Genomic DNA, 16,927 nt, shown 5'->3' with positions numbered 1-16,927 from the left:
TCGTTTTCACTGAATTAAAAAGTAAACGATTACAAACATTAAATTTGTAGGAGGGTCAAAAAATGAAAAAATGGTTAATTTTATTGATTTCATTCGTTTTAGTCGCTTTAACTGCATGTGCACCAGAACGTGAAGAAGAAAAGCCAAATGATAATACGAGTAATGGTGGAGATTCAGCAGAAGCTGAAAAACCAGAAAAGCTAGTCGTTTGGGAAGATAAAGATAAGGGTGTAGGTCTTGATGCTGCCATTGCAAGCTTTGAAGAAGAGTATGGAATCAAAGTGGAATATAGAGAAATGGATATGGCAACGGAGATTCGTGAACAAATGCGTTTAGATGGTCCAACTGGAGCAGGGCCAGATGTGATTACTTTACCACATGATCAAATTGGTCAAGTAGTAACAGAAGGACTCATTGCACCAATCGAAGTAGATCAATCTGTAATCGATATTTATACAGAATCTTCTATTGAATCACAAACATACGATGGAAAGCTTTATGGACTTCCAAAAGCAACCGAAACACCTGTATTTATTTACAATAAAGCTTTAATGGCTGAACCGGTTGAAACTTTTGATGAGTTACTAGAGTTCTCTAAAGGTTTAAAAGGTACTGATCAATATGGATTCCTCGCATTATGGGATAATTTCTATTTTGGAAACTCTGTAATGGCAGGATACGGTGGTTACGTATTCGGTGAAGATGGTGGGGTGTTAAATCCTGCGGATATCGGTGTAAATAATGAAGGAGCTGTTGAAGGTGCGGAATACATTCAACAGTGGTACAAAGAAATCTTCCCTTCAGGAATTATTGGTGAAAGTGGAGGATCTGCAAAAGATGGTTTATTCCAGGAAGGAAAAGTTGCTTCTGTTATGGATGGTCCTTGGGCATTCCAAACATTAAATGACATTGGTATGAATTATGGTGTAACGCCAATGCCTAAACTTCCAAATGGAGAATACCCAGTTACGTTCATGGGAGTTAAAGGCTGGCATTTATCTAGCTTCTCTAAAAATAAAGAGTGGGCAACGAAGTTAATCGAATGGATTACGAATGAAGAAAATGCAAAAATTCGTTATGAAGAAACATCTGAAATTCCACCAGTAAAGTCTTTAATCGATGATCCAATCATTGCGGAAAATGAAGGTGCTCAAGCGGTTGCAATTCAATCTCAACGTGCAATTCCAATGCCGAATATTCCACAAATGGCAGAGGTTTGGGAGCCGATGGCACAAGCGTTACAATTAATAGCTTCTGGAGATTCAGAACCGAAAGATGCACTTGATGAAGCTCAATCCACTATTACTTCACAGATTGAATTAAATCACTCTGGAAAATAGTGATTTAAAGCAGTACCCCGTCACTTGGGGTACTGCTTAACATTATTATGGTTCTGAAAGGAGAACAAATAATGCAACCGCATAAACAAAGTAATCAGTCCAATAAACGTAAAATCGCTTTAGTGTTGTCCATCATTCCTGGATTTGGACAATTTTATAATAAGCAAATTGTAAAAGGTATTACTTTCCTCATTTTAACCAGTGCATTTATTTTTGCCTTCGGAGACTTACTTCGTTATGGTTTTTGGGGATTAGTGACTCTAGGTACTGATCCGCAATATGATCACTCCATCTTTCTATTAATTGAAGGAATCCTCACGGTGCTGTTAGCCGTTTTGTTAGCGGGTATATATATTTTTAATTTATATGATGCATACAAAACAGGTAAGAAAAGAGATAACGAAGAAGAAATTAATGGATTAAAAGAACAATATCGATCATTAGTTGATAATGGATTTCCATATTTAATTATGTCGCCTGGCTTTTTATTAATGGTTTTTGTTGTTATATTCCCTATTTTATTTGTTATTTTACTATCTTTTACGAACTATGATTTATACCATACTCCACCGGCTAGTCTAGTGGATTGGGTAGGTTTTAAGAATTTCGTAGATATATTTAAAGTTCCAATTTGGAGAGAAACGTTCTTTAGTGTTCTTTCTTGGACAATAGTTTGGACATTCGTTGCAACGAGTTTACAAATCGCTGTAGGGATATTTTTGGCGGTAATCGTAAATCAGAAAGATTTAAAGTTTAAGAAGATTTTCAGAAATATTTTGATTTTACCTTGGGCAGTTCCTGCGTTTGTTTCTATCTTAGTATTTGCGGGGATGTTCAATGAAACATTTGGAACGATTAATCGGGATATACTAGGTTTTTTTGGAATCGAAAATATACCTTGGATGACGAATGCCATGTTTACTAGGCTAGCTCTTATATTCATTCAGACTTGGCTAGGATTCCCCTTTATTTTTGTTATGACAACAGGGGTGCTTCAGTCAATTCCAAATGAATTATATGAAGCGGCTGAAGTAGACGGTGCAACCATCTTCCAAAAGTTTAGACATATCACATTGCCGTTGGTTCTATTTGTAACGGCTCCCATCCTCATTACACAATTTACAGGGAATTTTAATAACTTTAATGCGATCTACTTGTTTAATGGAGGAGGACCAGCAATGCCTGGCCAGAACGCAGGTGGAACGGACATTTTAATTTCATGGATCTATTCATTAACCATGACGTCAGCTCAGTATGGAAAAGCAGCTGCCATCACGATGATCCTTTCTGTCATCGTTATTGCCGTAGCGCTTTGGCAATTTAGAAGAACAAAATCATTCCAAGAAGAGGATATGATGTAGATGAATACAAAAAGAAGGAATACGTTACGTCTTACTTTGTCTTATCTAGCAATTATTATAATGGCATTGATTATCTTTTACCCGATTGTTTGGATCGTGGGTTCTTCCTTTAATCCTGGAAACAGCTTATCAGGTTCAACGATGATCCCAAAAGATGCCACATTAATGCATTATAAAAAATTATTTGACCATGCGCAATCGGACTATTTAACGTGGTATTGGAATACGTTAAAGATCTCAACGTTAACGATGCTGTTTTCGGTCATTATGGTTAGCTTAACAGCTTACTCATTTTCTAGATATCGTTTTGTTGGTCGGAAAAACGGTTTAATGACCTTTTTAATCTTGCAAATGATCCCGAACTTTGCGGCCTTAATTGCGATTTATGTATTAGCGACATTAACGGGATTAATTGATACTCATTTAGGATTAATTCTTATCTATACAGGCGGCTCGATCCCAATGAATACGTATCTCATGAAGGGATATCTTGACACGATCCCGAAAGAATTGGATGAGTCAGCACGTATGGATGGAGCTGGGCATTTCCGTATTTTTGCACAAATTATCATGCCGCTAGCGAAACCAATTATTGCTGTTATTGCACTATTTACCTTTATCGCACCATTTACAGATTTTATCATTGCAAGGATATTACTTCGTTCGGAGGAAAACTATACATTAGCAGTAGGTCTATATCAAATGATTGCAAAGCAATTTGGCAATGAATTTACTTTGTTTGCAGCCGGGGCCGTTTTAATTGCAGTACCAATTACCATCCTTTTCTTACTGTTACAGAAGTATTTTGTAACGGGTCTATCTGCTGGAGGCATTAAAGGATAATAGTCGATTTTGTTTTAGGAGGTACATCATGCTTGGAGATACAAGCTTTGCTATACACCCAGGGAAGGAAAAGAAAGATACAGCCGATGTGTATCGTGACATCGGGAGTGTACAAGAATGGTTAAAAAGAGATCAAGAATACCTATTTAATTGCGTTAATGGTAAAGTGTCCATCCTCTTTTATACAGATGAAATTATTCGAGTAACGATGAATACAAAACACGATCCTGTTTTAAATAACTCAAAATCAGTTATTATAGAGCCCAATTTAGTGAACGTGAGTGAAGATGAGACAGAAGAAACGCTCATTTTAAAAACATCTGAACTTGTTCTTCAAATTGAAAAAACACCTTTTCGTTTAACCGTAAAAGATGTTAAGGGAACAACGATAGTTTCTGAAGATAAGCGTGGTATCGCTTTCCGTGAAAACGGTGAGGTGATCGCATTTAAGCAAATGCATGAACATGATCATTTTTATGGGTTTGGGGAAAAATCAGGTCATTTAGATAAACGTGGCGAGAAATTAGAAATGTGGAATACGGATGTATATGCGCCTCATAATCCAGAAACAAAAGCGCTTTACGAGTCTATTCCTTATTTCATGACTTTACGTGATGGGAATGCGCACGGAATATTTTTCGATAATACGTTTAAAACGCACTTTGATCTGCAATCATCTGATGCGTATTATTCTTTTTCAGCCGAAGGTGGTCAATTAGATTACTATGTATTGGCTGGTCCGCATCCGAAAAGGGTATTAGAACAATACACGTATTTAACAGGGAGAATGCCATTGCCGCCAAAGTGGTCTCTTGGCTATCATCAGTCACGTTATAGCTATGAGACAGAAGCAGAAGTGAGGGAACTGGCAAAGAACTTTATTGAAAGGAACATTCCGCTTGATGTCATTCATTTAGATATTCATTATATGAATGGCTATCGTGTCTTTACGTTTGATAAAGAAAGATTTCCTAATCCAGAACTCTTGATTGCTGATTTGAAAGAAATGGGAATTCGCGTCGTACCAATCGTAGATCCAGGTGTGAAAAAAGATGCTGAGTATCCGATTTATCAAGAAGGGGTGCTAGAGGATCACTTCTGTAAATATATCGAAGGAGATATTTATTATGGTGAAGTGTGGCCAGGTGTGAGTGCTTTTCCAGATTTTACAGAAGAAAAGGTACGCAAATGGTGGGGCGAAAAGCATGAATTCTATACCTCGATGGGAATCGAAGGAATTTGGAATGACATGAATGAGCCTGCCGTCTTTAATGAAACAAAAACGATGGATTTAGAAGTCATCCACCGCAATGATGGCCGTCTAACGACACATCGTGAAATGCATAATGTTTACGGGTTACTAATGGGAAAAGCAACTTATGAAGGGATGAAGGAAAATCTTCAAGGGAAACGTCCATTTTTACTGACTCGTGCGGGTTATGCTGGTGTCCAGCGGTATGGAGCTGTTTGGACAGGTGATAATCGTAGTTTCTGGGAGCACCTGCAAATGTCTTTACCAATGGTGATGAACTTAGGTCTATCTGGGGTTCCGTTTACTGGCCCTGATGTTGGTGGCTTTGCCCATGATACAAATGCGGAACTATTAACACGTTGGACTCAAGTAGGAGCATTTACCCCATTTTTCCGGAACCACTCGGCGATTGGCTTCCGTTACCAAGAACCATGGCAGTTTGGAGAAAAATTTGAAACGATCATGAAAAAGTATATTCAAATGCGCTACGAATGGATGCCGCAACTATATTCCTTGTTTTATCAGGCAAGTATACAAGGTTTACCAGTGATGCGCCCATTATTAATGGAATATCCTGATGATGCTAAGACCTATAACTTAAACGATCAATTTATGATCGGGGATAATGTGATCATGGCGCCGATATTAAATCCTTCTGTAACCGATCGAGTGGTATACTTACCTAAAGGTGAGTGGATGGAATATACAAGTGGAGAAAGCTATGAAGGCGAAAAAGTCCATCTTATACATGTAGAGTTAGAAGACTTACCAATCTTTGTTCGCAAAGGCTCCGCACTTATGCAAAGTAAATGGATATCCAATCAAGATAAAGAAACAAAAGATCTTACGATGAAAGTATTTGCATCGGACGAAGAGAACTATTCTTTTACATTCTATGATGACGATGGAGAAACCTTTGCTTATGAGACAGGAGAGTATATAAAGATTGCTTTTGACATTCAATCCTCCAAGGATAAGATAGAAATCAGCGTATTATCAAAAGAAGGAAATTATCAACCTGCCTATAAAGAAATAAAGATTGAACTAATGGGTCCAAACAAAACAGTCTTCGTTAATGGCAGCAATAGTAGTATAATAGGTCTATAATCATGGTAAAAAGGTAGAGGTGGGAAAATGGTAACGATAAAAGATGTAGCGAAAATCAGTGGGGTTTCCCCCTCTACAGTTTCTCGTGTCATTGCGGACAATCCAAGAATTAGTGAAGACACAAAGAAAAAAGTGCGGAAAGCAATGAAAGACTTAGGCTATCATCCTAATATTAACGCGCGTAATCTTGTTGCCAAGTCAACAAAGGCGATAGCTGTCATTATGCCGTCATCGACAAACATTGCTTTACAAAATCCATTCTTTCCAGAGATTTTGCGTGGAATTGGTTCGATTCTCCATGAAGCTAAATATTCCATGTATTTATCAACGGGAGATACAGAAAAAGAGATTTTAAATGAAGTGCAACGGATCGTATATGGAAGCTACGTAGACGGAGTTATTCTTCTTTACTCCCGGATTAATGATAAGGTGACAAATTTTTTGCGAGAACAAGGCTTTCCGTTTGTCATTGTAGGTAAGCCCTATGATCATGATACAGAAATTACCCACGTTGATAATGACAATATTAGGGCAGGCAAAGAAATAACGAAGCATTTAATCGATATGGGTCATGAAAGAATTGCTTTTATAGGTGGTTCAAGGGAATTATTTGTAACGCAGGATCGTGAAAGCGGCTATGTAGCTGCTTTAAATGAAGCGGGAATTAAAGAGTGTGAGTCGTATAAAATTCACACCGAATTCCTTGAGTCAGGCGGGAAAGAAGCGGTGGAGGATCTCATGTCATTAAATACCCCGCCAACGGGATTAGTCGTTAGTGATGATCTGATTAGTCTTGGGATTTTAAGCATGCTAGAGAACTATGGTGTTCGCGTTCCGCAGGATATTTCATTAGTGAGTTTTAACAACGTTTATCTTTCTGAAATTACTCGGCCTGCACTGACAACGGTTGATATCCAAATCTATGAACTGGGTGCGCAATCTGCTAAAGCGCTGATTGAGAAAACAGAAAACAAAAACGAGCCAGCCAAACGAATAATTATTCCGTATCAAATTGTTTATCGGGATTCTGTGAGTAGGATAAAGTAAGAAAACCGTTCTTAAACACATAAAGGACATCCATTTATTGATAAATAGGAGGCTTCTCAAAGGTTGATGAAACTTTTGGGAGGCCTCTTTTTTATGCTTTGCCTTTTTTTCTGTACACGGCTAACCCGCTCATCCTCGGTTTACAAAAAACAACCCCAATGATATATTAATAATATTAAATATATTAAATAAAAATTTAACAAACTTAATATTAGAAGTAGATGATTCATAGCTTTTATATTGCTTTGATTCCTTCATTCTATTTTCAACATCTGAGGAGGTACGAAAAATGAAAGAAACATATGATATTGTAATCGTAGGTGGCGGTAGTGCAGGCTCTGTACTAGGGGATCGTTTAAGTGCAGATGGGACACGGACTGTACTCGTTTTAGAGGCAGGACGAAAGGATTTTTCATGGGACTTGTTGATCCAAATGCCGGCTGCTTTGCCGTTCCCCGCAGGGAAAGCTTTATATGACTGGAGATACGAATCAGATCCTGAACCCTATATGAATGGGCGACGTGTTAAGCATGCCCGGGGAAAGGTGCTTGGAGGTTCAGGCTCTATTAACGGGATGATTTTTCAACGTGGTAACCCGTTGGACTATGAACGATGGGGAGCAGATCAAGGGATGGGAACATGGGATTTTGCACATTGTCTTCCATATTTTAAACGAATGGAGAATGCTTTAGCTGCCAACCGAGAAGATGAATTCCGTGGCCATGATGGTCCGCTTAAATTAGAACGAGGACCAGCGACTAATCCTCTTTTCCAAGCCTTCTTTGACGCAGCTGAAGAGGCAGGCTACGCACGAACCCCTGATGTGAACGGATTTCGACAAGAAGGCTTCGGTCCATTTGATAAGCATGTGTACAAAGGTAGACGTTATTCACCTTCGCGTGCTTATCTGCACCCGGCTATGGGGAGACAGAACCTTACAGTGAAAACCCGTGCTTTTGTGTCAAGTATTGATTTCAATGGTTCACGAGCTAACGGTTTGACATATCGTCGAAATGGAAAGACACATCAAGTCATTGCGGGTGAAATCATACTTGCTGGCGGAGCAATCAATACACCACAATTACTTCAGCTATCAGGTGTGGGCGACGCTGAACATTTACGCTCGCTCGGTATTAAACCAGTAGTTGATCTTCCAGGGGTAGGTGAAAATCTCCAAGATCATCTCGAAGTATACATTCAACATGCTTGCCCGCTCCCAGTTTCCGAACAGCCTAACTTAAATAAGGCCCGGATGCCTTGGATCGGATTGCAATGGTTACTTGGGCGAACAGGTCCAGCAGCGACCAACCATTTCGAAGGTGGTGGGTTTGTCCGCTCAAATGAGGATGTAGCTTATCCTAATTTAATGTTTCATTTCCTTCCTGTAGCGGTTCGTTACGACGGACAAAAAGCAAAAACTGCCCACGGATTCCAAGTGCATGTTGGACCTATGTATTCCGATGCTCGGGGGAAATTAAAAATTCGTTCGACTGATCCGACAGAGCATCCGAGTATGGTCTTCAATTATCTTTCTACTGAACAAGATCGGCGGGAGTGGATTGAAGCAGTAAGAGTTTCGCGTGAAATCTTATCACAGCCAGCTATGGCACCGTATAATTCAGGAGAAATATCACCAGGTCCATCCGTTCGAACAGACAAGGAGATTTTGGATTGGGTAGCGCAAGATGCAGAGACTGCACTTCACCCGAGCTGTACGGCAAAGATGGGGCCAATATCAGATCCGATGGCCGTCGTTGATCCATTAACAATGAAAGTCCATGGGCTTGATAATGTACGAGTGGTGGATGCATCTGCTATGCCTTATGTCACGAATGGCAATATTCATGCACCTGTGTTGATGTTAGCAGAAAAAGCGTCAGACATAATCCTTGGTCGTAAACCGCTCGAGCCAATTCATGCAGATTTTTACCGTCATGGTGTACATCCAGCCGACGCAGGGACGATAAAACGATAAAAAAAATACTGCTTATATGAGAAGGTTGCTTTCAAAAATGTAATTGCCTGTCAAAGCGTACATTTTATGAAAGAGCCTTCTCTTTGTTTTGTGCAGATTTTCGAAGAATAAAAAGAAGCTGGTCCTCGCCAAAAAAAGGAGTCCAGCTTCATACTTACTTTTATTTATGCCTTTATTTTACCCACTCATTCACCAATGCTTGATTTTCATCAATCCATTTTTTAGCTCCCTCAAGAGGGTCTGAAGCACTTTCAACATAGTCGATTAGCTGACCGATTTGTTGATCATCCATCTTCCAATTTTTAAACCAATCATTTACTTTCGGGTAATCCTCTTCAAAACCATGTCTCGTACCATGGTGGATTTTTTCTATACCACCATATGTACTTTGTGGGTCTTCGAGAAATTTCAAATCATACTTGGAGAATACAGAGTGAGGGCTCCAAAGTGGTGCCACGATAGGTTTTTCGTTTTCTACTGATCTTTGGATTTCAGATAACATCGCAGGTTCGGAGCTTGGTGTTAGTTCAAAATCAAGATCATAGTCTTGAATTAATTGTTCTGTAACATCCATTGTACCTGCTCCAGGGTCAAATCCGACAATTTCTCCATCAAATAGTTCCTTATGTTCGTTTAAGTCTTCTACACTATTCACTTCCTCTACGTAGGTTGGAACAACAAGTCCTACTTTTGCATTGTCAAACCAAGTAGATTCTGAGAAGTTGACAGTATCCTTATATGTCTCGAAATAATTGGCATCTTGTACAGGTAACCATATCTCTAAACTAACATCTAAATCGCCTGTTTCTAAAGCTTGCATCATTGCACCCATGCTTAATATGCTAAACTCCACATTATAGCCTTTATCTTCTAATAGTGCTTTCCACATGTTAGTGACGGCAATATTCTCGGCCCAGTTAATTTGACCAATTGTTATTACTTCCTCATTTACTCCTGATTCTGCCCCTGTTTGTTCATTGCTTGTCTCCCCGCTGGTGCTTCCACATGCCGTCAATAGAGCGAGCATTAGCAGCACTAACATAATACTAAGTTCTTTGTTCCGTTTGTTCATGTAAAAAAACTCCCCTTTGTTTTTATATAAATCAATTCAAAACATTAAATATGTTAAGAATTAATTTAACAAAATAGTTAAAACAAAATGCTCTCTTTTTAGAAGAGATCAGCATGGCATTCTTACTTTGGTAGCCTATAGCCATCTCTCTATAGACTACCTGAACACTTCTCTTTAATTTACTCTTTTTGCTCCTTCGGTAAATACTCAAATATTTCTCCACTTTTTATACTTTTAACTAAGTTTTCTAACCAGCGATAATATGTTTTCGATTCTTCTAATTGATCATAGTATTTTTTTGCCTCAGCAACGATTTCTGGCGTGCTAGAAGAATCTTTTATGACGTTGATAAAATCTTCTTGTGCTTCTTCAACAGCTTCCAGATTCATCTTTACTTCGCGTTCCCACATTTGACAATAGAAAGCTATAAAGGAACGGAAGAAATTCTTCTCAGCAACATACGTATGTTTTCGAGAACCGCGTGTAAATGTTTTTTTTACCATTTCTATTTCTTGTAGTTTTCGTACACTCGTACTCATACTCGGTTTGCTCATTCCGAGTTCAGTACGCATTTCATCAAGGGTCATCTGCTCTTTAAAGTACATCGTCGCATATAAATTAGCTGCAGCTGGCGTCACACCATATAAGTCCATTGTCTCAGCAATGGCCCCAATCACTTTGTCTTTGGCTTCTTCTAATTTAATTCTAGATTTTTCAGCTGATTCGCTCATAAGTGTTGCTCCTTCAATATAAAGTAAAGCTTGTTAAATATTTTTTAAATATTACTATAAACTTTATGATACCGTGTTCAGAATAAATGTCAAATGCAAAAGGGAGATTCGTTCGTTGTAATCGCATAGAACCCTTGTGTATTTAGATATTTTAGCTTGTTTTTAATTCTGCTGAAAATCTTTGACAGCCTTTAAAAGACATGATACGATTTTTTAAAAAGTTAAATAAATTTTTAATAAATTTAATTTAATATTAAATTGGAGTTGAGTGTTTTGAGTCTAAAACAATATATTAATGGAAAATGGGTAGGCGCTATTTCAGGTAATACGCGCTCCATTATGAATCCATTTAATCAAGAAGTTATTGCTATTGTTCCAGAAGGTGACGAATCAGATGCAAAAGCAGCAATTGCTGCAGCAAGAGCAGCTTTTGATAAAGGAGAATGGTCTTCTGCTCCAGCAACAGAGCGTGGGGTGATCGTGAGGAAAATAGCTGAATTAATAGAACGAGATCAAGAAAAATTAGCAAGATTGGAATCCTTAAATACGGGTAAAACCGTGGAGGAAAGCCGTGGAGACATGGCTGATATTGCAGGAGTGTTTCGCTATTACGCAGAGCTTGCGGATAAAGATGGTGGGGAAATGATTCATTCTCCAGTGCCAAACTCTATCAGTAAGGTTGTTCGCGAGCCTGTTGGAGTTTGTGGCCAAATTACCCCTTGGAATTATCCGTTGCTGCAAGCATCTTGGAAATTGGCTCCGGCTTTAGTCACAGGTAATACTCTCATTATGAAGCCAAGCGAAATCACACCACTTACGACGATTAAAGTATTTGAACTAATGGAAGAGGCTGGGGTACCTACTGGAGTTGCGAACTTAGTACTCGGATCTGGTCATACAGTTGGTGCTGAGCTATCCCGTAATATGGATGTCGACCTTCTTTCTTTTACAGGTGGAATCGTTACAGGGAAAAAAATTATGCAAGCAGCTAGTAGCAATGTGAAAAAGCTTGCCCTCGAACTTGGTGGTAAAAATCCCAATATCATCTTTGCTGATGCAGATTTTGAAACAGCTGTTGACCAAGCGCTAAATGGGGTGTTTTTTCATGCTGGTCAAATTTGTTCTGCAGGGACAAGATTAATAATAGAAGAAAGTATTCACGATGAGTTTATTCATGCTCTTGTTGAACGAGTGAAAAAATTTAAACTAGGTAGTGGGTTTGACGAAGATACTCAGATGGGTCCGCTTATTTCAGCTGAACAACTTGCGAAAGTAGAAAAGTATGTAGAAACCGGCATTAAAGAAGGTGCTACATTAGCAGTTGGTGGGAGCCGACCAGCAGATCCAGAGCTACAAAATGGCTTTTTCTTCTTGCCTACCATTTTTACGGACTGCACAACAGATATGACGATTGTTCAAGAGGAAGCGTTTGGTCCTGTCATCACAGTGGAGAAATTTCTTACTGAAGAGGAAGCAGTAAAACTTGCTAATGATTCTATCTACGGCCTTGCAGGTGGTGTTTGGACGAATGATATTGTGAAAGCTGAACGTTGTGTAGCGAAGCTGCGTATGGGTACTGTTTGGATTAATGATTTCAATCTTTACTTTCCGCATGCGCCGTGGGGTGGGTTTAAGCAGTCTGGGATTGGCCGCGAATTAGGGAAAATAGGACTAGAAGAATATACGGAAACAAAGCATATATTCCAAAATCTTAAACCTAAACCGATTAACTGGTTCTGAGATGGTAATTTATTGAAAAAAGCATCTGTGTAAAAGATCTATTATCTTGCTTAGTTACTCAGTGTTGTTCAACGTTTGTACATTCAAATTTAATATTTGAAATGAAATGTTTCACTATTTTAATATAACTGTAATCTAAAAAAAGCCCATTTCTATGTTATAAATGATACATAGGAAGGGGTTGTCTTATGCATTCCTTAAAAAGGGGAGCCATCGCTCTGACAAGTATTTTTGTACTTTCGACAAGTATCGTGGCAAATGCAGAAACAAGTCAAGAAACGATAAATTCAAATCAACATAAACTTCAACAAAATGCTGACATCATTAATGATAAAAAAGTGGAGCAAGACAAAGTAGCTGCTGAACTTCAAAGTGTTCAAAATGATTTAGCAACCATTGAAAATGAGATAGCTAAAACGAATGAAACGATTAAAGCTATCGAGCAAAAAATTACCGAAACAAAGCAATTAATTGAAGATAAAAAGGAAGAAATTGTTGTCCTACAAGATAAGGTCCACGTGCGAAAAGGTGTTATGGAGGAACGATTGGTTTCTTTACAGCATAACGATCAAGTTAATTTCATTTTAGCTGTTTTCCTTAATGCTGAAAGTATCACGGATTTATTTGAACGAGTATCTGCTGTAACGACCATTTTCAGTGCAGATAAAGATTTGTTAGAACAACAGAAAAACGATCTAGCAAAAATTGAAGAAGAAAAAATCGCAATTGATCAGCAAGAAACCCTATTGCAAGAACAATATGCTGAATTAGCTACAAATCAAGAGGACTTGGAAAATAGTTTGCAAAAGAGACAACAGGAGCTTGCTTCTGTTCAAGCAAAGTATAATGCGATTAGTCATGAAATAAATGTAGCTGAAAAAGAAAAGGAAAAAATTCAGAATCAATTACAGCAAGCTCAAAATAAGTTAAAGCAAGAGCAAGAAAATGCAGCCAAAATTAAGGCGGCCACTACAGCAAATGCTAGCAATACAAAGTCAAATAACAATCCACCAAAAGCAAATGTCAGTGTAAAAAAAGAGATGTATGTAACGGCAACAGCCTACAGTCATGAAACTTCGACAACTGGATTGACCTATATGGGGCATAATATCAAGAAGAACCCAAACATGAAGCTAATTGCGGTAGATCCTTCGGTTATCCCATTAGGTTCCAAAGTGTGGGTCGAAGGTTATGGAGAAGCGATCGCAGGTGATACAGGCAGTGCGATTGTAGGTCATAAAATAGATGTACTAATGCCAAATGGTGCTAAAGCGATTCAATGGGGACGCAAAGTAGTTAAAATTAAGATCTTGAATTAATAATGGAGGAGCGCTTATTTTGAGCGCTCTTTCTTTTTGTTTATTTAACGACTTTGTGATCTGAAAAGGAGAAGAGGAAATCGAATCCTCTTCTCCTTTATTATAGAATTACCCGTTCCTCTTCACTCCAGCCTGTGCACATGAAGTCCGTTCGACAATTGTGGGTGTTAATGTTCGATTTGGCGGAATGTTATTAGGTTCATTAATATAGCTTAATAACGTGTCTACCATACTTTGAGCGATTTGCTCAACGGGTACTCCGACACTTGTTAAAGGAACCTCCATATTATCCATTTGAGGGATATTGTCATAACTAATGACAGACATATCCTTTGGAATAATATAATTGGCTTGTCTGAGAGCATGGACGACCCCGGAACTAATATCGTAACTAGTTCCAATGATGGCAGTTGGCTTAACGGAAGATTTTAAAAGGCGGTTTGTGGCCATGAAACCATCATACCACTCAAGTCCTCCAGTATTAATCAAATTGTGACTACTAACATTTAGTCCGAATTGTTTCATTGCTTGTTGGAATCCGTGATACTTTTCAATTTGTCTTTCATCAAGTGGGGTAAAGTCACCCAAAAAGGCAATGTTCTCATGGCCTAGGTTATATAAATATTCAACAGCTAAGTTCATCGCTTGTCGATAATTTACGTCAATGATAGGAAAAGACTTATCTTTACTAACCCCATAAGACACCCCAGGCATTGGGAAAGAATTCGGCATCTCAACGTTATGATCATTAAACACAATGACACCGTCTATTTGAAAGCGTTTAAACATTTCTATGGAATTATGGATCGAGTTAATAGAAAGGATCATGGAATAGTTATTCATACTAATGACTTCGTTAAGCTTCGTTACTAAAGCAGAAGGTGCGACTCGTTCTAAAGTTGGCCAAATTAGACCGATGACATTTGATTGTTTATTTACAAGTCTTCGAGCGGCATAATTGGGTTCATACCCTAATTCCTTTGCTTTATTGATGATTTTTTCTTTTGTTTCTGGTTTGACAAGTGGACTATCATTTAATGCCTTAGATACAGTTGAATAACTAACACCTATTTGATTTGCGAGATCTTTTATTGTTATCGTCATATGAGCCACCAAGTTTTTATAGTATTTATATTACTAATGTTATAAAATAATAACGTTGTTAAAAATGCTAATTAAATATGTTGATACCATTATTTTTACAGTAAATAGATAAAATGTCAACGTTCTCATTCATAAAATATACACTTTTTATTTTAAAAAAAAGGTTGAAAAAGATGTTTTTATTAGATAGAATGAATTTTGTAATAACAACGTTGTTAATTTAAAAAGAAAACGGTTAAAAAAGTAGAGACAGTAAAAACTCTTTCTTTTTTTACCTCCGATGAAAGCGGTTCCTAATTGTGACGAAATAATGAAATGTACATGATTAATAACTGCTTCTGTTTTTCGTAGTAGCTATAGTCCAAATCTTCTTAATTAAAACTCTATTAGAGGGGGAAATGTTATGAAAATGAAAAAAATATTATCTATCGCAGCAACAGGAGTATTGTCTCTATCATTATTAGCAGCTTGTTCGTCTGGAAGTGGTGGCAATGAAAAATCAGATGCAGATAGCGAAAAAGCTGTTTCGTTACGATTGGCACACAACCAACCAGAGGATCATCCAATTCATACATCATTAATGGAATTTTCAAAGCTTACCGATGAAAATTCTGAAGGAAATGTGAAGATTGAGGTTTTTCCAAATGGTCAATTAGGACAAGAACGTGACGTGATTGAACTTGTAAAGTCAGGTACTCTTGATATGGCAAAAGTAAGTGCAGGTGCACTTGAAGCTTTTGATGAAAATTTCACCATCTTTTCACTTCCATATGTTTTTCAAAGTCAAGAGCATTACTATAACGTAATGGATAATAGTGAAGCGGTTCAAGAAATCTTTGAAGGAACTAGAGATGATGGTTTTGTAGGGATCGGTTGGTATGATTCAGGTCAACGTAGTATTTATACAACAGATAAAAAAGTAGAATCTCCTGCTGATATGAAAGGTTTGAAAATTCGTGTACAAGAAAGTCCAACTTCCATTTCAATGATTGAAGCAATGGGCGGAGCGCCAACTCCAATGTCATTCGGTGAAGTGTATACATCTCTGCAACAAGGTGTATTAAACGGGGCTGAGAACAATGAAACAGCATTAACGAACAATAAGCATGGTGAAGTATCTAAAGCGTACACTTACACTGAGCATCAATATGTTCCAGATGTATTAATTATTAGTACGAAAGTGTTAGATAAATTATCAGATGACCAATTGAAAGCGATTCAAGATGCAGCAAAGGCTTCTTCTGAAAGTCATAAAGATGTGTGGGCAGAAGCAGTTGAAAAATCAATAAAAGAATCGGAAGAAATGGGCGTTACATTCTATACAATTGATAAGCAAGCTTTCATTGATGCTGCAACTCCTCTTCATGAGGAATACAAAGCAAAAAGTGAAGAAAACCAAAAGTTTTTTGATGATTTCCAAAGTTACATTAAATAAGTAGAGAATTCGATGGGCCTTTGTTTTCTAACCTTCATAGGTGAAAAAAAGGCCCTTAAAAATATTTAGGTAGGTGTCAGTCCTATGAGAAAAATCGTGGATGGGATTACAGCATTTTTAACCTGTTCCTTAATGGTTGTGATGGTTCTTGTTGCATGTTGGCAAGTGTTTACTAGATTTGTGTTAGGCTCTCCTAGTACGGTGTCAGAAGAGTTTCTGAGATATGCCTTGATTTGGTTGACCATGATTGGTTCGGCATATGCTTATGGAAAAAAGAAACATTTAGCCGTTATCTTTGTAGCTCGTAAAATTCCAGAAAAGCACCAAATTTTTGTTAACTTGATTGTTGAAACATTCGTTTTATTATTCATCTTTGTGATTCTTATCTTCGGCGGAACAAAAGCTTATCAAAATGCAGTGGGCCAAGTGTCATCTGCTTTAGGTATACCGATGGAGTATTTATATTTAAGTTTGATTGTGTCAGGGGTTTTATTCCTTTTCTATTCTGTTCTCAATTTAGCAGAATATTTCAAAAAACATAAAAAACTTTCACAAATCAACTAAATGAAATGGACATCTTTTAGATTCGATTCTATTGATA

General features: G+C 37.8%; 13 protein-coding genes. 10 read left to right on the top strand and 3 right to left on the bottom strand.

The features are described from left to right. Positions 1 to 62 precede the first annotated feature (62 nt). From BMSHG_RS24005 to betA, 6 genes are all read left to right on the top strand, one after another. Positions 63 to 1,340, top strand: a complete 1,278-nt coding sequence (locus BMSHG_RS24005) for an extracellular solute-binding protein (protein ID WP_019157011.1) — start codon at positions 63 to 65, stop codon at positions 1,338 to 1,340. A 71-nt stretch (positions 1,341 to 1,411) separates the two neighbouring features. Further along, the gene (locus BMSHG_RS28795) at positions 1,412 to 2,701 is read left to right on the top strand and encodes a carbohydrate ABC transporter permease (protein ID WP_019157010.1); all 1,290 of its coding nucleotides are present in this window, start codon (positions 1,412 to 1,414) and stop codon (positions 2,699 to 2,701) included. Continuing rightward, positions 2,702 to 3,544 (top strand): sugar ABC transporter permease, encoded by an 843-nt coding sequence (locus BMSHG_RS28790; RefSeq protein WP_019157009.1) that lies wholly within the window; start codon positions 2,702 to 2,704, stop codon positions 3,542 to 3,544. Between the two features lie 28 nt (positions 3,545 to 3,572). Continuing rightward, a complete protein-coding gene (locus BMSHG_RS23990) occupies positions 3,573 to 5,903 on the top strand; it encodes a glycoside hydrolase family 31 protein (RefSeq protein ID WP_019157008.1) in 2,331 nt (776 codons plus the stop codon). Positions 5,904 to 5,930: 27 nt separating this feature from the next. Continuing rightward, positions 5,931 to 6,950, top strand: coding sequence for a LacI family DNA-binding transcriptional regulator (locus tag BMSHG_RS23985; protein WP_019157007.1), 1,020 nt, complete (start codon positions 5,931 to 5,933; stop codon positions 6,948 to 6,950). Positions 6,951 to 7,239: 289 nt separating this feature from the next. After that, the gene (betA, locus tag BMSHG_RS23980; protein ID WP_019157006.1) at positions 7,240 to 8,925 is read left to right on the top strand and encodes a choline dehydrogenase; all 1,686 of its coding nucleotides are present in this window, start codon (positions 7,240 to 7,242) and stop codon (positions 8,923 to 8,925) included. 172 nt (positions 8,926 to 9,097) lie between these two features. On the opposite strand, the gene BMSHG_RS23975 is transcribed toward betA, so the two are convergent. Together BMSHG_RS23975 and cudC are read right to left on the bottom strand one after the other, a co-directional pair. Next, complete coding sequence (locus BMSHG_RS23975; protein WP_019157005.1) at positions 9,098 to 9,997, bottom strand: glycine betaine ABC transporter substrate-binding protein; 900 nt, start codon at positions 9,995 to 9,997, stop codon at positions 9,098 to 9,100. A 179-nt stretch (positions 9,998 to 10,176) separates the two neighbouring features. Next, positions 10,177 to 10,728, bottom strand: a complete 552-nt coding sequence (cudC, locus tag BMSHG_RS23970; RefSeq protein WP_019157004.1) for a choline uptake/conversion transcriptional regulator CudC — start codon at positions 10,726 to 10,728, stop codon at positions 10,177 to 10,179. A 273-nt stretch (positions 10,729 to 11,001) separates the two neighbouring features. On the opposite strand from cudC, the gene betB reads away from it, so the two are divergent. Further along, complete coding sequence (gene betB, locus BMSHG_RS23965) at positions 11,002 to 12,468, top strand: betaine-aldehyde dehydrogenase (protein ID WP_019157003.1); 1,467 nt, start codon at positions 11,002 to 11,004, stop codon at positions 12,466 to 12,468. A gap of 188 nt (positions 12,469 to 12,656) precedes the next feature. Then, a complete protein-coding gene (locus BMSHG_RS23960; RefSeq protein WP_019157002.1) occupies positions 12,657 to 13,787 on the top strand; it encodes a 3D domain-containing protein in 1,131 nt (376 codons plus the stop codon). 108 nt (positions 13,788 to 13,895) lie between these two features. On the opposite strand, the gene BMSHG_RS23955 is transcribed toward BMSHG_RS23960, so the two are convergent. After that, positions 13,896 to 14,891, bottom strand: a complete 996-nt coding sequence (locus BMSHG_RS23955) for a LacI family DNA-binding transcriptional regulator (RefSeq protein ID WP_019157001.1) — start codon at positions 14,889 to 14,891, stop codon at positions 13,896 to 13,898. 403 nt (positions 14,892 to 15,294) lie between these two features. On the opposite strand from BMSHG_RS23955, the gene BMSHG_RS23950 reads away from it, so the two are divergent. Both BMSHG_RS23950 and BMSHG_RS23945 read left to right on the top strand, forming a co-directional pair. Further along, a complete protein-coding gene (locus tag BMSHG_RS23950; protein ID WP_019157000.1) occupies positions 15,295 to 16,326 on the top strand; it encodes a TRAP transporter substrate-binding protein in 1,032 nt (343 codons plus the stop codon). Positions 16,327 to 16,410: 84 nt separating this feature from the next. Then, positions 16,411 to 16,890 (top strand): TRAP transporter small permease, encoded by a 480-nt coding sequence (locus BMSHG_RS23945; RefSeq protein WP_019156999.1) that lies wholly within the window; start codon positions 16,411 to 16,413, stop codon positions 16,888 to 16,890. Positions 16,891 to 16,927 lie beyond the last annotated feature (37 nt).

This window comes from Robertmurraya massiliosenegalensis JC6, from assembly GCF_000311725.1.
Lineage (GTDB): Bacteria > Bacillota > Bacilli > Bacillales > Cytobacillaceae > Robertmurraya > Robertmurraya massiliosenegalensis.
The sequence above is the reverse complement of the archived record's forward strand: the minus strand, read 5'-3'. Positions and strand labels throughout refer to the sequence as shown.

What these genes read in the sequence shown, in the direction of transcription:
- BMSHG_RS24005 (WP_019157011.1), top strand. Translation starts at nt 63, where the DNA reads ATGAAAAAATGGTTAATTTTATTGATTTCATTCGTTTTAGTCGCTTTA.
- BMSHG_RS28795 (WP_019157010.1), top strand. Translation starts at nt 1,412, where the DNA reads ATGCAACCGCATAAACAAAGTAATCAGTCCAATAAACGTAAAATCGCT.
- BMSHG_RS28790 (WP_019157009.1), top strand. Translation starts at nt 2,702, where the DNA reads ATGAATACAAAAAGAAGGAATACGTTACGTCTTACTTTGTCTTATCTA.
- BMSHG_RS23990 (WP_019157008.1), top strand. Translation starts at nt 3,573, where the DNA reads ATGCTTGGAGATACAAGCTTTGCTATACACCCAGGGAAGGAAAAGAAA.
- BMSHG_RS23985 (WP_019157007.1), top strand. Translation starts at nt 5,931, where the DNA reads ATGGTAACGATAAAAGATGTAGCGAAAATCAGTGGGGTTTCCCCCTCT.
- betA (WP_019157006.1), top strand. Translation starts at nt 7,240, where the DNA reads ATGAAAGAAACATATGATATTGTAATCGTAGGTGGCGGTAGTGCAGGC.
- BMSHG_RS23975 (WP_019157005.1), bottom strand. Translation starts at nt 9,997, where the DNA reads ATGAACAAACGGAACAAAGAACTTAGTATTATGTTAGTGCTGCTAATG.
- cudC (WP_019157004.1), bottom strand. Translation starts at nt 10,728, where the DNA reads ATGAGCGAATCAGCTGAAAAATCTAGAATTAAATTAGAAGAAGCCAAA.
- BMSHG_RS23960 (WP_019157002.1), top strand. Translation starts at nt 12,657, where the DNA reads ATGCATTCCTTAAAAAGGGGAGCCATCGCTCTGACAAGTATTTTTGTA.
- BMSHG_RS23955 (WP_019157001.1), bottom strand. Translation starts at nt 14,891, where the DNA reads ATGACGATAACAATAAAAGATCTCGCAAATCAAATAGGTGTTAGTTAT.
- BMSHG_RS23950 (WP_019157000.1), top strand. Translation starts at nt 15,295, where the DNA reads ATGAAAATGAAAAAAATATTATCTATCGCAGCAACAGGAGTATTGTCT.
- BMSHG_RS23945 (WP_019156999.1), top strand. Translation starts at nt 16,411, where the DNA reads ATGAGAAAAATCGTGGATGGGATTACAGCATTTTTAACCTGTTCCTTA.